This is a genomic window from Haloimpatiens massiliensis (assembly GCF_900184255.1).
Taxonomy (GTDB): Bacteria; Bacillota; Clostridia; order Clostridiales; family Clostridiaceae; genus Haloimpatiens; species Haloimpatiens massiliensis.
Window position 1 is genome coordinate 113,323 of record NZ_LT854634.1, and the last position, 15,303, is coordinate 128,625.

The window sequence follows — 15,303 nt, forward strand, 5'->3', positions numbered from 1 at the left end:
AAATTTTTATATGATTAAATTCTCTTATCAATAATTCTTCTTATTTTACCAGTGCGACCAACCCGTTCTATTGTGCAAGGTGGTAATAATTGAACATAAACATTATTAATTAAATTTTCTCTATAATCTTTTCCTATACTTTTAATATTAGTTTTTAATAAATATTGAATTTTCTTTATTAAACTATCATCATAGACAGGTATTCTTTCATTTTGGGCTTCTATTTTAAATGTAACATCTCTCATATTCTCTACATTTTCAACCACTATTTGAAAAAATGATGAAGTTTCTTTTACATTTTTTAAAACACTGTAAACATCATTTAAATATATATCTGATACATTAAATCTTACAACATCATCCGTTCTTGATAAAAGCTTAAATTTTTTAGATGTTCTGCCACAACTACATTTCTCTTCAATCCACTGTATCTTATCACCTATTCTATATCTTATTATTGGATGAAGAGTTTTATTTAATGCAGTTACTATTGCCTCTCCATTTTTATCACTTTCTAAATAACACCATTCATCCATCACATGATGCTCAGTTCCTTTACAACATTCACATTGAAAACCAATAGGTCCTATTTCTACTGCGGCATAACCAAAAGAAGCTATAACTTCTGCTCCTAAAATATTTTTTACATATTCTTGGGATTTTTCAGACATGTGCTCCCCTGCATAATAAACTTTTTCTATTTTTATATTTTCATTTAATTTCTCTATTTCTCTTGTTAATAATATAATATTTCCTGGAAGCCCTATAATTACATTTGGTTTAAATATTTTTAAATACTCTATAGTTTCCTTCTCTGACTGATTAGCCGTAAGAGATAATATTTTACATCCCACTTCTTCTAGCCCCTTGTTAACTGCTGAAAATGCTGTCCAAAGTGCACCTGCTTTCATATAATTAGCAACAAAATCCTTTTCATTAATACCAACAGCCTTAAATCCTTTTCCAAAAGCTTTTTGAGAGTTTTCAAATTCCTTATTGGAATATAATACATACTTCATTTTACCCGTAGTTCCACCAGCCGAAAATACATAGCATTGATTCATATCTCTCGTTAACATATCATTACTTTTGTCTATACTATTATTAAACATATACTTTTTTTCAAGAATTGGAACTCTTCTAAACTCATCTAAACTTTTTAAAGGAAGTTCAATATTCTTGTAAAGTTCTCTATAAAAAGGTGCCTTAATAGCCTCTTTTAATAAAACATTTAACTTAGAAAGCAAGATTTCTTCCTTTTTATTTTTCTCTATAAATTCCAATCCAAAATTATTATTCTCTAAGTCTTCCTTATTTATATATTTTACAAGCAAATTAGCTAAATATTTTCCATCATGTGACTGGTATTCATCATTAGCTTCATTCATAGATCCAGGTTTACAAAATCTCATTACCCCATATTTCATAAAATTCTCTACAATATCCTGTAGTTTTTCCTTAGATATTACCCCTAAAGTAGACATATAATATTTTAGCTCTTTTAAATTTCCTTTAAATATATCTTGATAATCATCAACTATATTTACATATACAGTTCTATTTAAAGGTGAATTTATAAAATCATTGCTTTTCTTAACTATTATAGTGTGGGCAGCTTTTTTCCCCTCTATGACTCTACAATTATTATTAAATTCATTCCATTTTGCTATTTCTCTCTCTTTTCTTATTTCCACAGCAGAATCCAATGTTAATTTATTCTGCGGAAACTCTCTAGCTAAGTTTTCCAAACTCTCTGCCAAATAATCAACAAACTTTCCATCTTTATTAGAACTTTCTATAAATATATTTTGACAGCTTGTACAAGCCCTTTGTTCCCAGTATACTATATCCTTTGCAAATCCCTTTGCTGCATTCATAAGTTTATCATCATCTAAATCCTTACATACAAGTCCAAAGCTTATCTTTGGACCAAAGGAGTAAATCTCTGTTTTAGCAGAAAGTCCATTTTTGTAATTTAAAACAGCCCCCTCTCCTCCGAAAAGTAATATAGCATCAAATTTACTCTTAACTATTCTTTCTATATTATGATTATCACTCCTCCAATAAGTTACAGCAATATATGGTACTATTACTTTATCCTCATCTGCTTCCATTAATGCTTCATAAAATAATATAGGAAATAAAAAATCTTCACTAGAAACTTTTAATACATTCACATTTTTAGTAATTATTCCAACTACTAAAGAGTCTACAGACCCCAAAAAAATATTTCCTGCAGCTACATGAAGCACAGATCCTATGGGAACTACTCTATTAGTCTTAGAGCATGTGTCATTTATAAAATAATCTAAACTATGGTAATTGCCAATACATTTAAGTCTTTTTTTCAAAGCATCTATACTTAACATATCTGGTATTAGCTCCACTGCTTTCTTAACCATTTGAGCAGAATAATTAGTTATGTCTGGCATTTTGTTAATCAATTTCTTATAATAAAAACCATTTTTATCAGTAAGTTTATTTGCAGTATCCTCTAATACTTGTAGTATTTTATCTATGGGTACTTCTCTAAATTTCTGAGACTTTCTACTAAGCATATTTTCAGAAAAATATTTATTAGCTAATTCTTCAGATAATTCACCTTCCAAATTTAATTTTTCCCCGAATAATATATGTTTAAATTCACTTAATTTCATATTCCCAACACTCCCTATTTACTCTTACTTAAAATATCTTGTGCTTTAATAGCACATCCCTTATGTTTTTTTATGCCTCCACGTCTTACTTTTTTTATATAATCTCCTTTTATACCACATTTACAATTCTTACCCAATATTGCAATATCTGTGGATAACAAAGACATATTAGCCTCAGCAATATTATATGGCGTTAAAAGCTGCAGTAATCCCTCTTCTCCATAATTCTTTTTTTCTAAGGTTATAGGATCTCTTACTAAAACTTTACTATATATTGGTACATGTAAATGCCCTTCAGGACATGAACAATATGGCACTCCATGCTCTGCCATACCATATGTATCTCTTATATTATTAGGCTCTAATCCTATATTTTCTTTCATATAATCTAAAAAACTTTTTAACTCCATACTTTTACCAAGATGGTTCTTCCATCCGCCTCCAGCTATAACAAAGGATTCTTTTTTAACTTGAATCTTTCCATACATTCTTCTTATATCTTCTACCATTTTATACATAAATGCTGGAAAACCTAATAAACGTACTGGTGCTTCTTTACTTAGCTGAACAAATTTTTTAGCCCATTTTTCACTATCGAAGAAAAAATTCTCCTTATTTTTATCCCATTCAATCATCCAGTTTATAGAAATTGCAGGTGCTAACTGTAATATTTGTTCATCACTCCAGCTTGTACCTATATTCTTGGCATTCTTTATATCATAAGAAAACAAGAAATAGTGCACTGGAGTTTTACTTCTAAACCCTATAGAATCAAAAGCATTAAGTGCCAATTCTTCAAGTCTTCTAAGAGATCCTTTATCAAAAAAGGCTTGAGTCTTTTGTCCATTGGTTCCTGAACTTGTCAATATCATAGCTAAATCCTCTTCTCTAAAATTACAGAAACTATTAAGCTTCATAGTTTCCACAAAAAGAAAAGGTATTTTATCTACTTCTTCTAGATGCTTTATATCTCTTATATGGAATTTATTTTTTTCTGCTAAGTACCTTATATATGGCTGATTTTTTAATTGAAATTTATAATTTTCAATCATACTATTTAAAAATAATTCTTCTGTTTCTTTAGAAAAATTAAACGCATCTTTTTTTGCACATAACTCATCAATATACGAAAATTTCATACACTCATTCTCCCATTCTCTAAATTATCAATATAACAATTTCTAACATAATTTAATAACCTTTGTGCCATTTTAGAGCTCATGGTTATATTTTCAAAATCAACTTTATATTGAACATATTGAAGTATCAACTCATCATCTTTATTGTATGAGGGCATGATTCCTGCAAAAATAAACCCCTTTTTCTCCATATATTCACAAAACCAAGGAGTAAATTTGTCATTTAGCTTAATTCTTAAAATTATAACCTTTTTCCCCTGAGCCTTTAATTTATTAATTATCCTCGAAGCTTCACTTAATATTTCATTTCCAAACTTGTCCACAAATACTACAGCTTCTATCTTATCTTTAGATACAATCCTAATTTTACTTTCTGATAAATCACTTACATTTAGATTATCCGAATCTTTAAATTCAACTTTAATTCCCATATTGTTATAAATTTCTTTAATAATATCCATATGCTTTATAATTTTATAGAAACTCTTTCTTCTCAAAGGTTTTTTTAAATATCTATAACCTAATAATAAATTTTCTCTTTTATTTATTTCATTACATATACCTTTAAAATTTAACGATTTAATTCTAGATAAAAGTAATGCACATTCTATAAATCCATTTTTACTAGCTGATTTTTGAGAATAATTATGACTTGTAACAGACCTTACAAACACCCCTTTAATCTCTTCATGCTGACATATTCTTATTACCTCCTCAGTTAAACCTTTAAGATAACCTCTTCCCCTATAAAAAGGATGTATGAATGCACAAGACAATTCATATATAGATAAATTTTCTTCTTTCTCTAAGGCAATATGTCCAACTACCTGTCCATATTTGTCAACGGCTACATATGAAATTATCTCTCCAACGGCATTTAATTTAATAAGTTCTTCTGAAGAATATATATATTTATGAATATATGATCCTCCGTAAGCCTTGTAAGCGCACTCTACTACCTCCTTAGCCTCTTTTTCTTCCATTTTTTTTACCTTAAATTCTTTATTTATATTATTTTTATGAAAACTCATATAATTTTTAAGCATATATCAACCTCCATAATGCTACTACAACTTAAAAACTTTATATTACAATATTATAAATACCTTCCATTCAATCCTATACCAGCACTGATAGTTTTGCAATATTTACTTCATTTATAGACGTTATTGAATAATTTATTTCTTATTCTTGTATAAATATATATGTTTGTTTATTTTTTTACAGCGATTATTGTAATATACATTTTAAAAATAGCCTCATTCCATATATATGATATTTTTGTGATGCTTTTTAAAAAGCTATTAATCTTTAACATGTTAATATTATATTTTTTAACATTTAATAAAAATAAATTATTATTGGGTCGAATTAAAATTTATTGCAAGTATACTAAAATTCAATTGATATTCATATTCTACATCAGTTTGTTTCATTTATAGACAATATAAAAAACCGCTGCGTTTTTATACCGCAGCGGTTTTTTATAAAAATTTTTATCTATACTAATTTTACTTACCTAATTTTTTCTTTAAGATATTTCTTTAAAGCATTAATATGCATAGGATAAAATGTATTTTCATCTTCTTCCAATATTTTTTTTAAATCTTTAACTTTTATCCATCTTATATTAACTGATTCCTCAGATTTCTTTAGAAGCTCTCCTCTTGCCTTGCAAATAAACGTCTGCAACATAATAGAATAGCCCCCACTTAAGTTTTGTGAAGAATAAAATGGATTAAAACTTATAACTTTATATCCATTACAATTAGATATAACAGCATCTTTTTCCTCTTGTATCTCTATTAATTCTAATCCTGTCTCTTCCCAAATTTCTCTGCGCAAACCGTCAAAAATATTTTCATATTCTCTTATCTTTCCTGCTGGAATTTCTATAAGGCCATTTTCTTCTCCACCATTTTCCTTACATCTTTCTTGAATTAAAATATAATCAGTGTCTTCCTCCACTTTCTCTATTATTGCACCAGCCGCAGGCTTTGCAAATGTTTCTACCATTCCTTCTGCATTCCTTTCTATTTTACACTTTTCTAAATTTACACCTATATTTCCACAATGTATTTATCATCTTTTTCCTACATTAACTCATGTTTCCACCCATCTTGTTCAAAAGTTTCACTTACGAAATATTCATTTAATGTTTCACTTAGCATAACATCCAACATTTTATCGAATCCATCTGCCAAATCTAGACTATAAACGGATTTTTTATCCACCCAATATACATCTCCTTCTTCTCCATTTTCTAAAAGCTCCCCAGAAAAAGTTTGTGTCTTAAACAATAAAACTATATATCTTTTATTGTTATCCTTCTCGTACCAATCTTTTATTCCACATAGTTTAATATTATCAATATCTAAATTAGTTTCTTCTTTTACCTCTCTTATTACAGATTCAACTATGGATTCACCTTTTTCAATATGCCCTCCTGGAAAAGCAATGCCTGTCCAACTTCCTTTCTTTCGATTTTGCACTAGCACCTTTTCATTTTTACTATCCTCTATCATACACATATTGGTAAGCTCAGCAATTTCCATTTTATAATTCCTCCCTTAGCAAATTATCTATTATTCTTGTTGTATCATCAACAAATTTATTCATTTCCTCCTCCGTTAAATAAATAAAGTTATCTTTATTCTCCTCATTCTCACCTAAATAAAACTCAGTTATATATTTTACTTGTTTTTCAAAAGCTCCCTTTGGAAAATAATCTAAGTAATCAGGTACTTTATGTACATTTTTAAAAACTGTATTAAATATAAACTCTGGATGCTTTTCTAAATATATATAATCCAATCCATACCAATCCTTTTTTATAACCCAAATAAAATTTTTATCCTTTTCTAAACCTTCTCTATATAAAGGCTCTTTTCTCTTTTCCTTAAATAATTTTGACCACTCAATATCAGTTAGCAAATGTACATAATATCCCGTTTTAAAAGAAAATAATTGTGTCGATATATTATTTTATATTGTGCATTCCAATAGTAAATCCATTTTATTCATTCTATCATCTTTTACTTCCGGTTTAGAATCACAATACCATTTATATGTTTTCTTCATGCCTTCAAATAGATTAACTTTTGGTACGTATAACCCATGATTTTGTAATTTTTTTGTATCTAATAAATAAGTTACATTTCTGAAAGGGAAAAATTCTCTTACATTTATATCTAATGTGTCTAATTTTTTATCGTCTACTTTTATTATATTTACTTTTTTGCCCACCACTTTCATGGCAGTTTCAACTAATTGCTGCCATGCTGCAAATTTAGGATGTGTTACATTATATGCTTGTCCTATAGCCTCGTCTACATGTATGGCACTTTCAAATATCTTAACTAAATCATCAATATATATAAATTGAGTTTTCTTATTACCATCAGGTATTGGAATATCTAATCCCCTACTTATCCTATCAAATAAATAAATCTCCCTGTATAAATTATTTCCATCTCCATATATATAAGTAGGTCTGAATATAGTTACGGGAAACCCTTCAGCTTCATATAGATTAAATAAATAGTCTTCAGCCTTCTTCTTATTCAATCCATACTTTCCCCAGTTTACATTTTCACCTCGAGTAAATTCTTCTGTAACTACTTCATGGGAAGGTATATACACAGATCCTGAACTGCAGAATATATATCTTTTTAAGTTTTCTCTATTTAAAACCTTAGTTAAATTTTCCACATCTTCTTTTGTATATGCAGATATATCAAAAACATAATCATATTTTTCCATTGAAATATTTGCTTTTAAATCTTCAATGGACCCCCTATCCCCTTGTAAATGTCTCCTAACCCCATCATATTCAATAGGCTTAACACCTCTTGTAAATATATCTACCGTATATCCCCTGCCAATTAAATATTTTGCCACTGAGCTACTTACAAACTGAGTTCCACCCATAACTAAAACCTTCATTTTTATTCCCCCTTATTATTGAAATTCTCTTTCATTTACTATATATGTAATTTTGTACCTAGTACCTTCCCAAGTAAAGTAGAAATCATTTTAATTTTATAATTGTGAACTTTATATGTTTTAATAGCTTACATTACCTAATAAGAGAACTTACCCATTTATATCCTTCATTAACAAAAGCCTTACTTGGATTTGTTTGAGGAGTATGTTCGAAAACAAAAGTAACATCTTTACATTTCGCTAAAAAGCTAATTATCTTCTTAACTTTATGATTTCCTTCATACTCTTGACTAGGATGAACAGGTATCCAAATATACTTGTCATCTTCATAGTGTATATTATGTAAATGAACTACTTTTATAAACTCACTCCACCTTACTAAATAATTTAAAATTTCATCCTCAGAAGCAATAATATAATCACCTATATCTATACATAACTTCACATTATATTTTTTCCATATATCCCTTGGAAATTTATTTAAATAATTAATGCCAGCAGAAGAGCGATTAAATCCAAGTTTGGGTTCACAGATAATGTCTATAGAATATTGATTTTGTATATAACTTAATTTTTTTAAACCTTCTTCAATTAATTTATTGGTATCTTCTAAAATCTCTCCTTTAAAATATGGGAAATGCACTAAAAGATATTTAGCCCCTAATGCTGACATTTTCTCGGCCTCTAATTCTAACTGTTTCCAAGCTTCTTTAGGATCATATTGTACCTTTTCAATTAAATCATATTTACTTTTTCCACGTACTAAAGGGGAATGAATACCAAACGAAATATTTTTACCTCTGCATATTTTCAGAAACTTATATAAAGATTTTTTATCCTCAAACTCTCCAATTTCAATATGCTGTATGTCCTCCCAAAATAATTCTGAATATAATTCTGGATTAGATAATATTGTACTACCGGAAACGCCTAATTTATGTGCCATGTTGATCTCCCCTCAAATTTCTATGATGACATATACTTATTATTAATATATGGTTTTTAATTAAGAGTCTAAATAAGTTCTTGCTACAAACTTATACTTACATATACATACTCCAGAATCCTATTTCCTTGAAACCTATACTTTTATATATAGCTCCTGCAGCAGGATTTTTATAAAATAGGCATGGAGTTTTTCCCTGTTTAAGTAAGTCTTCACATATGACTTTCACACAAGCAGATGCAAACCCTTTTTTTCTATATTTACTGTCAGTCATAACACTGACCACCATTGCTGACATACTGTTTTCTGCAGATGTTTGGGCATATGATACTATATTACCATCAACTTCAACATAATATCCATGAGCTGTGCCAGCTTTAAAATCATTTAAAATAATTTCCTTAAAATCATGATTGCCATGAGAAAATTCTTTAATTTTTTCTCTCAATTCAGCTATACGTCCAATGTCTTCAACACTTGCCTTTTTTACATTGATTTCTCTATCTACTTTAAATGATTCATTTATTTCCTTTAACACAGCAAAATAATGTAGTTCCGATTCATTAAATTCTAATGATGTTTTCTCAAATTTTGATACTAAATTTGTTTTTCCAGATAGCATTCCCACCTTACCCTGATTTTTCATTATATTTACAAATCCATTTACATCAAATTCATTTTTCGCATACAAATTGAAAATGCTAAAATATCTAACTAAAACAGCTGTTAAAGTACCCTTTCCATCAAATTCACCAAAATATTCAAGAAAATTTTGATTATATCCAAAGTTTTCTATATCTCCAATTATATAAAGATTTAACTCTGGCTCCTTCATAATTAATTTCATAAGCTCATTATTATCTTCTTGAGTTAATTTTCGTATCATAATTATAGCCTCCCCATAGCCCTTTTATTTTCTTACTTCTACATATATTTCTAAAACTTTACTGTAATATTTATTGTAATTATAAATCATTACGTCACGTAATGGGCAAGGCATTAATTAAATTTATTTAATTACCGCTAAAATTATAAAGAATTTAGTGACTCTATAAACTTTCATACATGAAATTGATAGTAACATGACCATATATCTAAATAATTTTCAATTCTTGACTTATATGATGCATTTAACAAGGAAACCAGCCTATCATAGCTTTTTACGGCGCTATAGATTAACTTGGAAATATAGTTATAGGTTTCATCTGATGTTTTTTTAAAATAAACTTCCTCATTATTGAATATGTTTAAATAATCTAATTCTTCTGCATAACCAAACTTATGAATACTAGTATTTTTTTCCTTATCCCTCATCACCATTTGTAATACTATTCCTTCCTGTATCAACATATGAGCTAAATGTGTTGATATTAAGTAGTCTTTTCTCATTAGTTTTCCCAATGCTTGAACAGCTACAAACCAAAAATTATTTATTTTCTCACAATTCTCACTTATGTGAATATGTGGTAACAATGGCGTATCCTCTACATACGTTGCAATAATAATTAAGTCAAACCTCATGCCATTTGTTTTGCAAATTCTTATAACTTCCCCTCTTGGTTCCGTACAATAATGTGACATTCCCAATATATCATTTGCAAAGCCAAGTCTACTCATACAATCAGCATATATTGAACAATTTCCCTTATACTCATGTTCACTTAACTTAATTTTTATGTAAATATCAACATCACTATATATATCATAAAAACTTCTATCTACTGCTCTATTTATTGATTTTTCATCATTCACTGATTGAATCACAACTTCTTTTATTACTATACTCTCTAATTCAGGAAGGGCAAATAACAACTTAAGCAGATTCCTTAATTCCTGATACATAAATTCTTTTGTAATTATAATATTCATTTAAATTTTCCTCCTTAAATTTATTGATTATTTAAGAAGTATTCTTAATTTTCCCATTAGTGTACCCCCTATTAAATTTAATTTATTTATTTTTCCTCTTTATTTATAAGTCTTATTAAATTGCTTTTATGTCTAAATATCATCAAAATACAAGCTACTGTAGTAGAAATTATGATTTCAATAGGCAATTTCATATCTTTTTACATTTGTTGAACCAATATTTCCACTACCTTTAGTCCTAATATCGATTCCACATATTTTTTTGGTAATCAAATATCCTGTTGGTATGGAACCACATATAAAAGCTATTACAATGGTGATTATAATTATAAAATTCATTTGCTTCATCCTTATCTACTATATTTTATATTTTTATAACACAGTTAAAAATTTTCTTTTCCCTTTTATACTATTGACTTAATGAATTTTTCATCTAATCAATGTCTCACATAATATATTCTCATACAACTTCACCACGTATCACTACCCTGCCATTGTCTGGGCACTTCATTTCAAACTTTTTTTCTTTAGTATCACCATAATCTAGTACTCCTCCATTTAAAAGAACATATACGCTTGGATAAATATTATTCCATAGCTCATGACATATAGGTGGACAAATATCTCCTACAATAAAAGAATCATTTTCTTTGTGATATCCGCACCTACAATTGCTTTTCATGATTGTTAGTTTTACTTTAGACATTTCCATACCCCCCACGCTCTAAATCTATGGCACAATAAAATTTAAGATGTGCCTTAAAACAAAAATTTAATATGCACATGTAATTACGTCCATATTAATATTATATTAACTATAGTTTAGTATAAACTGTATCCCAAATACACTGTCGCATTTCTAAAGCTTCATTGGTTTTATTTTTACTATTTAAATCAGACATAACTGCTATTACTGCATTCTTCTCTGGAATTACAATACAAACTTGACCTTTCATTCCACTAGCTCGATAACAATTTCCTTCATGTCTCCAAAAATAATATCCATACCCACCTTCTCTATTATCAATCTGCTTTTTTGTAGCACTAGCTACCCATTCCTTCGTCAATAATTGTTGTCCATTATAATACCCATCTTGTAAATAAAGTTGTCCAAATCTGCTGAGTTCATTAATTGTTAATTTCATACCAGTTGCTCCATAAAAATAACCTTCTGGGCTATATTCACATTCAACATTTTTAATTCCGAGTGGTGTAAATAATCTAGGTTGAAGGTAGTCCATAATATTCATTTCAGTAATTTTTTCTACTATAACACCTGCCAGATAAGAAGAAAAATTGGAATATTCAAATACTCTCTGTTCTATATTTGGAAGAGGTAATGATAAAATATATGAAAGCCAATTATCTGATGTCAAGCTCTCATATGGATAATCCTTAATTGACATGGTAAGCAGTCTCTCTACTGTGACTTTATTTAAATTATCCATATGACACTGTGACATATCTCTTGGAATTTCTTCTTCAAATAATTTTAACAAACTGTCGTTTAAAGAAAAATACCCCTCCTCTATTGCAATACCAACTGCTGTAGAAGTAAAACTTTTTGTAACCGAATATAATTCTCGTCTTTTCTCTGGTATAAAATGATGTTCAAAAACCTTGGCACCGTCTTTTATAACCACAATTCCAAAAATATTTAGATCTTTTTTTCTAGCTTCATTTACAAATTCAGTTAACATTTACTTTCCCCTTTTTTAACTAAAAAGTCACAGATTTTCGTTTTCAAATTGTTCTTGTCCTTACAATTTTTTAGATAAAATTCTAGGGTTTGAGTCATAATTTTTTGTCCATCTACGTAAACCGCCTCTGCATTTTTATTGAATTCTTTCTCTGTTAAATTAGAATTATCACTTTTATATAACAGACAATGAATTTTCTGCCCATCTATCTCCATCCAAAAATACTTCAAACCAATTTCTTGAATATATTCTGTTTTTGTTACACCATAACCTTTAAATACTTCCTTTAAATGATTTTCCTCATGCCACATAAAAACAATGTCAATATCGTCCATTTCAAATTCAATTCCATGCACAAATACAGAAGTAGAAGCATCATAGTGATACTTTATATTGTTCTGCTCAAAAATACTAGCTAAACTCTTAATTACACTCCATTGATTTTTATACATAAAATCTCCTTTACATTTTACTTGATTTTTTATTGTATATATTTTAAATTTGGAATTTATGTAATGGATATCACATAACGATATTCATTTAATGTTTTACCTATGGTAATTTTTTTAATTGTGCCATCATGCTTAAACCCCATTTTTTCATAGAAATTTCTTGCATTTAGATTCCCCTCAAGAACCCATAAGGCAATTTTTTTATAATTTCTTCTCTTTAATTCATTCAATCCCCAATTTATTAATTCAAAGCCTATACCCATATTCCAATACTCTGGCAATAAATATATACCCCATATTTCACCCCAGAATTCTTCTTTGTCTTCGTCTCTACATTTTCCAATACATATTAATCCAACTGCTTTGTCATCTTTAAAAATTATAGCATCTTCTTCCCATCCTTCTGTTAATGCCTTTTCAAAATATTTTTGTCTTTTTTCAGCAGTAATATTATTTAATACTTCATCTGGTACTACACCTTTGTATGCTACTTTCCATGATTCTGAATGGATCTGTCCTAATATTTTTGCATCATCTACATCAGCATAACGAACGTTATACATAAAATCCCCCTTTAACTACACAAACTACCGTTATTGCACAGTTTCAACTCTCATTTCCCATATTTTCATTACAATCTATTATCTTTACTCTATATTCTCTTACTGCTTTATTTTAAATCACGCTTTTATCTTCAATAATTCAAAACTTCTATATATTAACTTGTAAAATAATTATAACATACAAATATATTCCATTTCTATATTTAACCATTCTTCTTGATTCTTACTACATTTCAATTAAAAGCATATATAATACATTTTTTAAAGATAAAAATCACTTAAAAATACTATACCATTATAATTAAGTAATACAATTTAAATTTTTTCTAAAATAACCAAAACTTTTATAATTATAAATTGTTATATATAATGAAGGGGAGGTGAAAAAAATGTATTTTTCGAAAAAAAGTTATCCTCTAAACAATATAATCAGTAAGGAAAACTTTTATACATTTGATGAAATTTATAAAGAAAATTATTCTAGTATTAGAAATTATATTTTTAAAATGTGTAACAATCAATCAATTTCAGAAGAAATTACTCAAGATGTATTTATAAAATTTTACAAATATAAACATAAAATTAAATATGAAAAAGTAAAGGCTTGGTTATATAAAGTAGCCCATAATGAAGCAGTTAATTATTTTAAAAAAAATAACAAAATTAATGAGCATTTAAATGATAGCTTGCAAGATACTTCAAATACTCCGGACCGAGTAATAGAAGAAAATCATAAAAGGAAAATTATTCAAGCGATTCTTATAAAATTACCTCCTAACCAATCCACCGCTATCCTATTAAAAGATATGGAGGGTTACTCATATGATGAAATTTCATGCATAATGGGTATTTCATACAATGCTGTAAAATCATTATTATATAGAGCTAGACAAAATTTTATAAAATACTATGAAGAGGTGAGTAATTTATGAATTGTGAGGAAGCTAAAAAATATATTATGTTAATAGAAGATGGTGAAATAGATTCTTATGATACTGCTATATTAAATCATATTAAACATTGTCCAAATTGTAAATATTTTAAAGATAATTTGATAAAAACTAAAAAACTTCTATCTGGAAATGAATACTATAGTTATGATTATATAAATAAAAACTTAGATTCCTTAAATAAAAAAATTTCTCTAGATAAAAATAAGATTGATAATAGAAGGTATAATAATTTCATTAAAAACAATAAAAAAATACCTTTAACTATTTGTGCTATAATCATACTACTTGTTATTTTACCTTTTAAAGGTAAATCTATTGCTAAAGCAGCTATTGAATCTTGGGAAAATAAATTAAAAAACATCTGTGAAAGCTCAATTGAACTTAAAAATAATAACTATAAATTATCTGAAGGAACTTATACAATAGCCTTTGCCACAGAGTACCCTAATTTATATAAATGTCTTCAAGAAAGACAACTTCTTATAGATAAAGCACTAAAATCTAAAGATAAAAAATCCGCTTATAGAAAAATAGATAAAATTGTTGAACAATATGATGATAAACTTAGAAAAGAAGAAAAGAAAGACTATTCTGTTTCAGGTGATGTTAAAAAATATAAAAATCTGGATAAACTTAAAAATGAAATAAAATATCCAATTCCATCGCCTAAACTTCCAAATAATTATACATTTAACTACGCCCTACATTCTAATTCCAACACTAGTGAATCAATTATAATCAAATATTTTAGCACAAATGATTCTGACAGAATAAATAGTATAAGAAAAGATTTAACATTTAGATATATTTCTAAAAATAAGAATGATTCATCAGTGGGAACTACTTTCCCACAAGGTACTAAATTTAAAAAAATAAATATAAAAAATCATGAAGCCTATATAATTATTAGCTTCGAAAAAAATAGTGATATAGCATTTATAAGTTTAACTATTCCTATGGGTAATCATGACATAGGATTAACTACCACATCCACAAAAAATAAACTTGATAAAGATGAACTTATGCTTATTAATATAGCAAATTCATTTTAAGAAATGGGGCTACATGCTAACAACTCA

The 15,303-nt window shown here is 27.8% G+C and carries 16 protein-coding genes and 1 pseudogene; 2 read left to right on the top strand and 15 right to left on the bottom strand.

Annotation, left to right across the window (positions count from 1 at the left end; all coding sequences use genetic code 11):
* Positions 1 to 14 precede the first annotated feature (14 nt).
* From C1715_RS00570 to C1715_RS00640, 15 genes and pseudogenes are all read right to left on the bottom strand, one after another.
* Positions 15 to 2,657, bottom strand: coding sequence for an acyl-CoA reductase (locus C1715_RS00570; RefSeq protein ID WP_102398744.1), 2,643 nt, complete (start codon positions 2,655 to 2,657; stop codon positions 15 to 17).
* 14 nt (positions 2,658 to 2,671) lie between these two features.
* Entirely contained in the window at positions 2,672 to 3,796 is a 1,125-nt protein-coding gene (locus tag C1715_RS00575; RefSeq protein ID WP_102398745.1) for a LuxE/PaaK family acyltransferase, read from the bottom strand.
* Positions 3,793 to 4,842 (bottom strand): GNAT family N-acetyltransferase, encoded by a 1,050-nt coding sequence (locus C1715_RS00580; protein ID WP_102398746.1) that lies wholly within the window; start codon positions 4,840 to 4,842, stop codon positions 3,793 to 3,795. The genes C1715_RS00575 and C1715_RS00580 overlap by 4 nt, the downstream gene beginning before the upstream one ends.
* A gap of 469 nt (positions 4,843 to 5,311) precedes the next feature.
* The gene (locus C1715_RS00585; RefSeq protein ID WP_102398747.1) at positions 5,312 to 5,812 is read right to left on the bottom strand and encodes an NUDIX hydrolase; all 501 of its coding nucleotides are present in this window, start codon (positions 5,810 to 5,812) and stop codon (positions 5,312 to 5,314) included.
* Between the two features lie 77 nt (positions 5,813 to 5,889).
* A complete protein-coding gene (locus C1715_RS00590; protein WP_102398748.1) occupies positions 5,890 to 6,351 on the bottom strand; it encodes an 8-oxo-dGTP diphosphatase in 462 nt (153 codons plus the stop codon).
* Between the two features lies 1 nt (position 6,352).
* Complete coding sequence (locus tag C1715_RS00595; RefSeq protein ID WP_102398749.1) at positions 6,353 to 6,730, bottom strand: hypothetical protein; 378 nt, start codon at positions 6,728 to 6,730, stop codon at positions 6,353 to 6,355.
* Between the two features lie 51 nt (positions 6,731 to 6,781).
* Positions 6,782 to 7,741: an SDR family oxidoreductase gene (locus C1715_RS00600; RefSeq protein WP_102398750.1), complete on the bottom strand. Its 960-nt coding sequence runs from the start codon at positions 7,739 to 7,741 to the stop codon at positions 6,782 to 6,784.
* Positions 7,742 to 7,874: 133 nt separating this feature from the next.
* Positions 7,875 to 8,687 carry a TIM barrel protein gene (locus tag C1715_RS00605; RefSeq protein ID WP_102398751.1) on the bottom strand — a complete coding sequence of 271 codons (813 nt, stop codon included), beginning with the start codon at positions 8,685 to 8,687 and terminating at the stop codon, positions 7,875 to 7,877.
* Between the two features lie 97 nt (positions 8,688 to 8,784).
* Positions 8,785 to 9,573: a GNAT family N-acetyltransferase gene (locus tag C1715_RS00610; RefSeq protein WP_102398752.1), complete on the bottom strand. Its 789-nt coding sequence runs from the start codon at positions 9,571 to 9,573 to the stop codon at positions 8,785 to 8,787.
* 173 nt (positions 9,574 to 9,746) lie between these two features.
* The gene (locus C1715_RS00615; RefSeq protein WP_102398753.1) at positions 9,747 to 10,556 is read right to left on the bottom strand and encodes a hypothetical protein; all 810 of its coding nucleotides are present in this window, start codon (positions 10,554 to 10,556) and stop codon (positions 9,747 to 9,749) included.
* A gap of 195 nt (positions 10,557 to 10,751) precedes the next feature.
* Positions 10,752 to 10,895: pseudogene (locus tag C1715_RS19660) on the bottom strand (glycerol-3-phosphate acyltransferase); the annotation flags it as partial.
* Positions 10,896 to 11,016: 121 nt separating this feature from the next.
* Positions 11,017 to 11,262: a TIGR04076 family protein gene (locus tag C1715_RS00625; protein WP_035289174.1), complete on the bottom strand. Its 246-nt coding sequence runs from the start codon at positions 11,260 to 11,262 to the stop codon at positions 11,017 to 11,019.
* A gap of 109 nt (positions 11,263 to 11,371) precedes the next feature.
* The gene (locus C1715_RS00630) at positions 11,372 to 12,256 is read right to left on the bottom strand and encodes a serine hydrolase domain-containing protein (RefSeq protein ID WP_102398754.1); all 885 of its coding nucleotides are present in this window, start codon (positions 12,254 to 12,256) and stop codon (positions 11,372 to 11,374) included.
* Complete coding sequence (locus tag C1715_RS00635; RefSeq protein ID WP_102398755.1) at positions 12,250 to 12,708, bottom strand: hypothetical protein; 459 nt, start codon at positions 12,706 to 12,708, stop codon at positions 12,250 to 12,252. Before C1715_RS00635 ends, C1715_RS00630 begins: the two co-directional genes overlap by 7 nt.
* Positions 12,709 to 12,764: 56 nt before the next feature.
* On the bottom strand, positions 12,765 to 13,271 hold the full coding sequence (locus tag C1715_RS00640; protein WP_102398756.1) for a GNAT family N-acetyltransferase: 507 nt from the start codon (positions 13,269 to 13,271) through the stop codon (positions 12,765 to 12,767).
* Between the two features lie 389 nt (positions 13,272 to 13,660).
* Here C1715_RS00640 and C1715_RS00645 point away from each other — a divergent pair, with 389 nt between their 5' ends.
* Positions 13,661 to 14,203 (top strand): RNA polymerase sigma factor, encoded by a 543-nt coding sequence (locus C1715_RS00645; RefSeq protein WP_102398757.1) that lies wholly within the window; start codon positions 13,661 to 13,663, stop codon positions 14,201 to 14,203.
* Positions 14,200 to 15,276, top strand: a complete 1,077-nt coding sequence (locus tag C1715_RS00650; RefSeq protein ID WP_102398758.1) for a hypothetical protein — start codon at positions 14,200 to 14,202, stop codon at positions 15,274 to 15,276. The genes C1715_RS00645 and C1715_RS00650 overlap by 4 nt, the downstream gene beginning before the upstream one ends.
* The last annotated feature ends 27 nt before the right edge of the window (positions 15,277 to 15,303 follow it).

Excerpts from the sequence above, each read along its gene's own strand:
- C1715_RS00580 (WP_102398746.1), bottom strand. The coding sequence starts at position 4,842 with ATGCTTAAAAATTATATGAGTTTTCATAAAAATAATATAAATAAAGAA.
- C1715_RS00635 (WP_102398755.1), bottom strand. The coding sequence starts at position 12,708 with ATGTATAAAAATCAATGGAGTGTAATTAAGAGTTTAGCTAGTATTTTT.
- C1715_RS00600 (WP_102398750.1), bottom strand. The coding sequence starts at position 7,741 with ATGAAGGTTTTAGTTATGGGTGGAACTCAGTTTGTAAGTAGCTCAGTG.
- C1715_RS00615 (WP_102398753.1), bottom strand. The coding sequence starts at position 10,556 with ATGAATATTATAATTACAAAAGAATTTATGTATCAGGAATTAAGGAAT.
- C1715_RS00575 (WP_102398745.1), bottom strand. The coding sequence starts at position 3,796 with ATGAAATTTTCGTATATTGATGAGTTATGTGCAAAAAAAGATGCGTTT.
- C1715_RS00640 (WP_102398756.1), bottom strand. The coding sequence starts at position 13,271 with ATGTATAACGTTCGTTATGCTGATGTAGATGATGCAAAAATATTAGGA.
- C1715_RS00625 (WP_035289174.1), bottom strand. The coding sequence starts at position 11,262 with ATGTCTAAAGTAAAACTAACAATCATGAAAAGCAATTGTAGGTGCGGA.
- C1715_RS00630 (WP_102398754.1), bottom strand. The coding sequence starts at position 12,256 with ATGTTAACTGAATTTGTAAATGAAGCTAGAAAAAAAGATCTAAATATT.
- C1715_RS00585 (WP_102398747.1), bottom strand. The coding sequence starts at position 5,812 with ATGGTAGAAACATTTGCAAAGCCTGCGGCTGGTGCAATAATAGAGAAA.
- C1715_RS00605 (WP_102398751.1), bottom strand. The coding sequence starts at position 8,687 with ATGGCACATAAATTAGGCGTTTCCGGTAGTACAATATTATCTAATCCA.
- C1715_RS00590 (WP_102398748.1), bottom strand. The coding sequence starts at position 6,351 with ATGGAAATTGCTGAGCTTACCAATATGTGTATGATAGAGGATAGTAAA.
- C1715_RS00570 (WP_102398744.1), bottom strand. The coding sequence starts at position 2,657 with ATGAAATTAAGTGAATTTAAACATATATTATTCGGGGAAAAATTAAAT.
- C1715_RS00645 (WP_102398757.1), top strand. The coding sequence starts at position 13,661 with ATGTATTTTTCGAAAAAAAGTTATCCTCTAAACAATATAATCAGTAAG.
- C1715_RS00650 (WP_102398758.1), top strand. The coding sequence starts at position 14,200 with ATGAATTGTGAGGAAGCTAAAAAATATATTATGTTAATAGAAGATGGT.
- C1715_RS00610 (WP_102398752.1), bottom strand. The coding sequence starts at position 9,573 with ATGATACGAAAATTAACTCAAGAAGATAATAATGAGCTTATGAAATTA.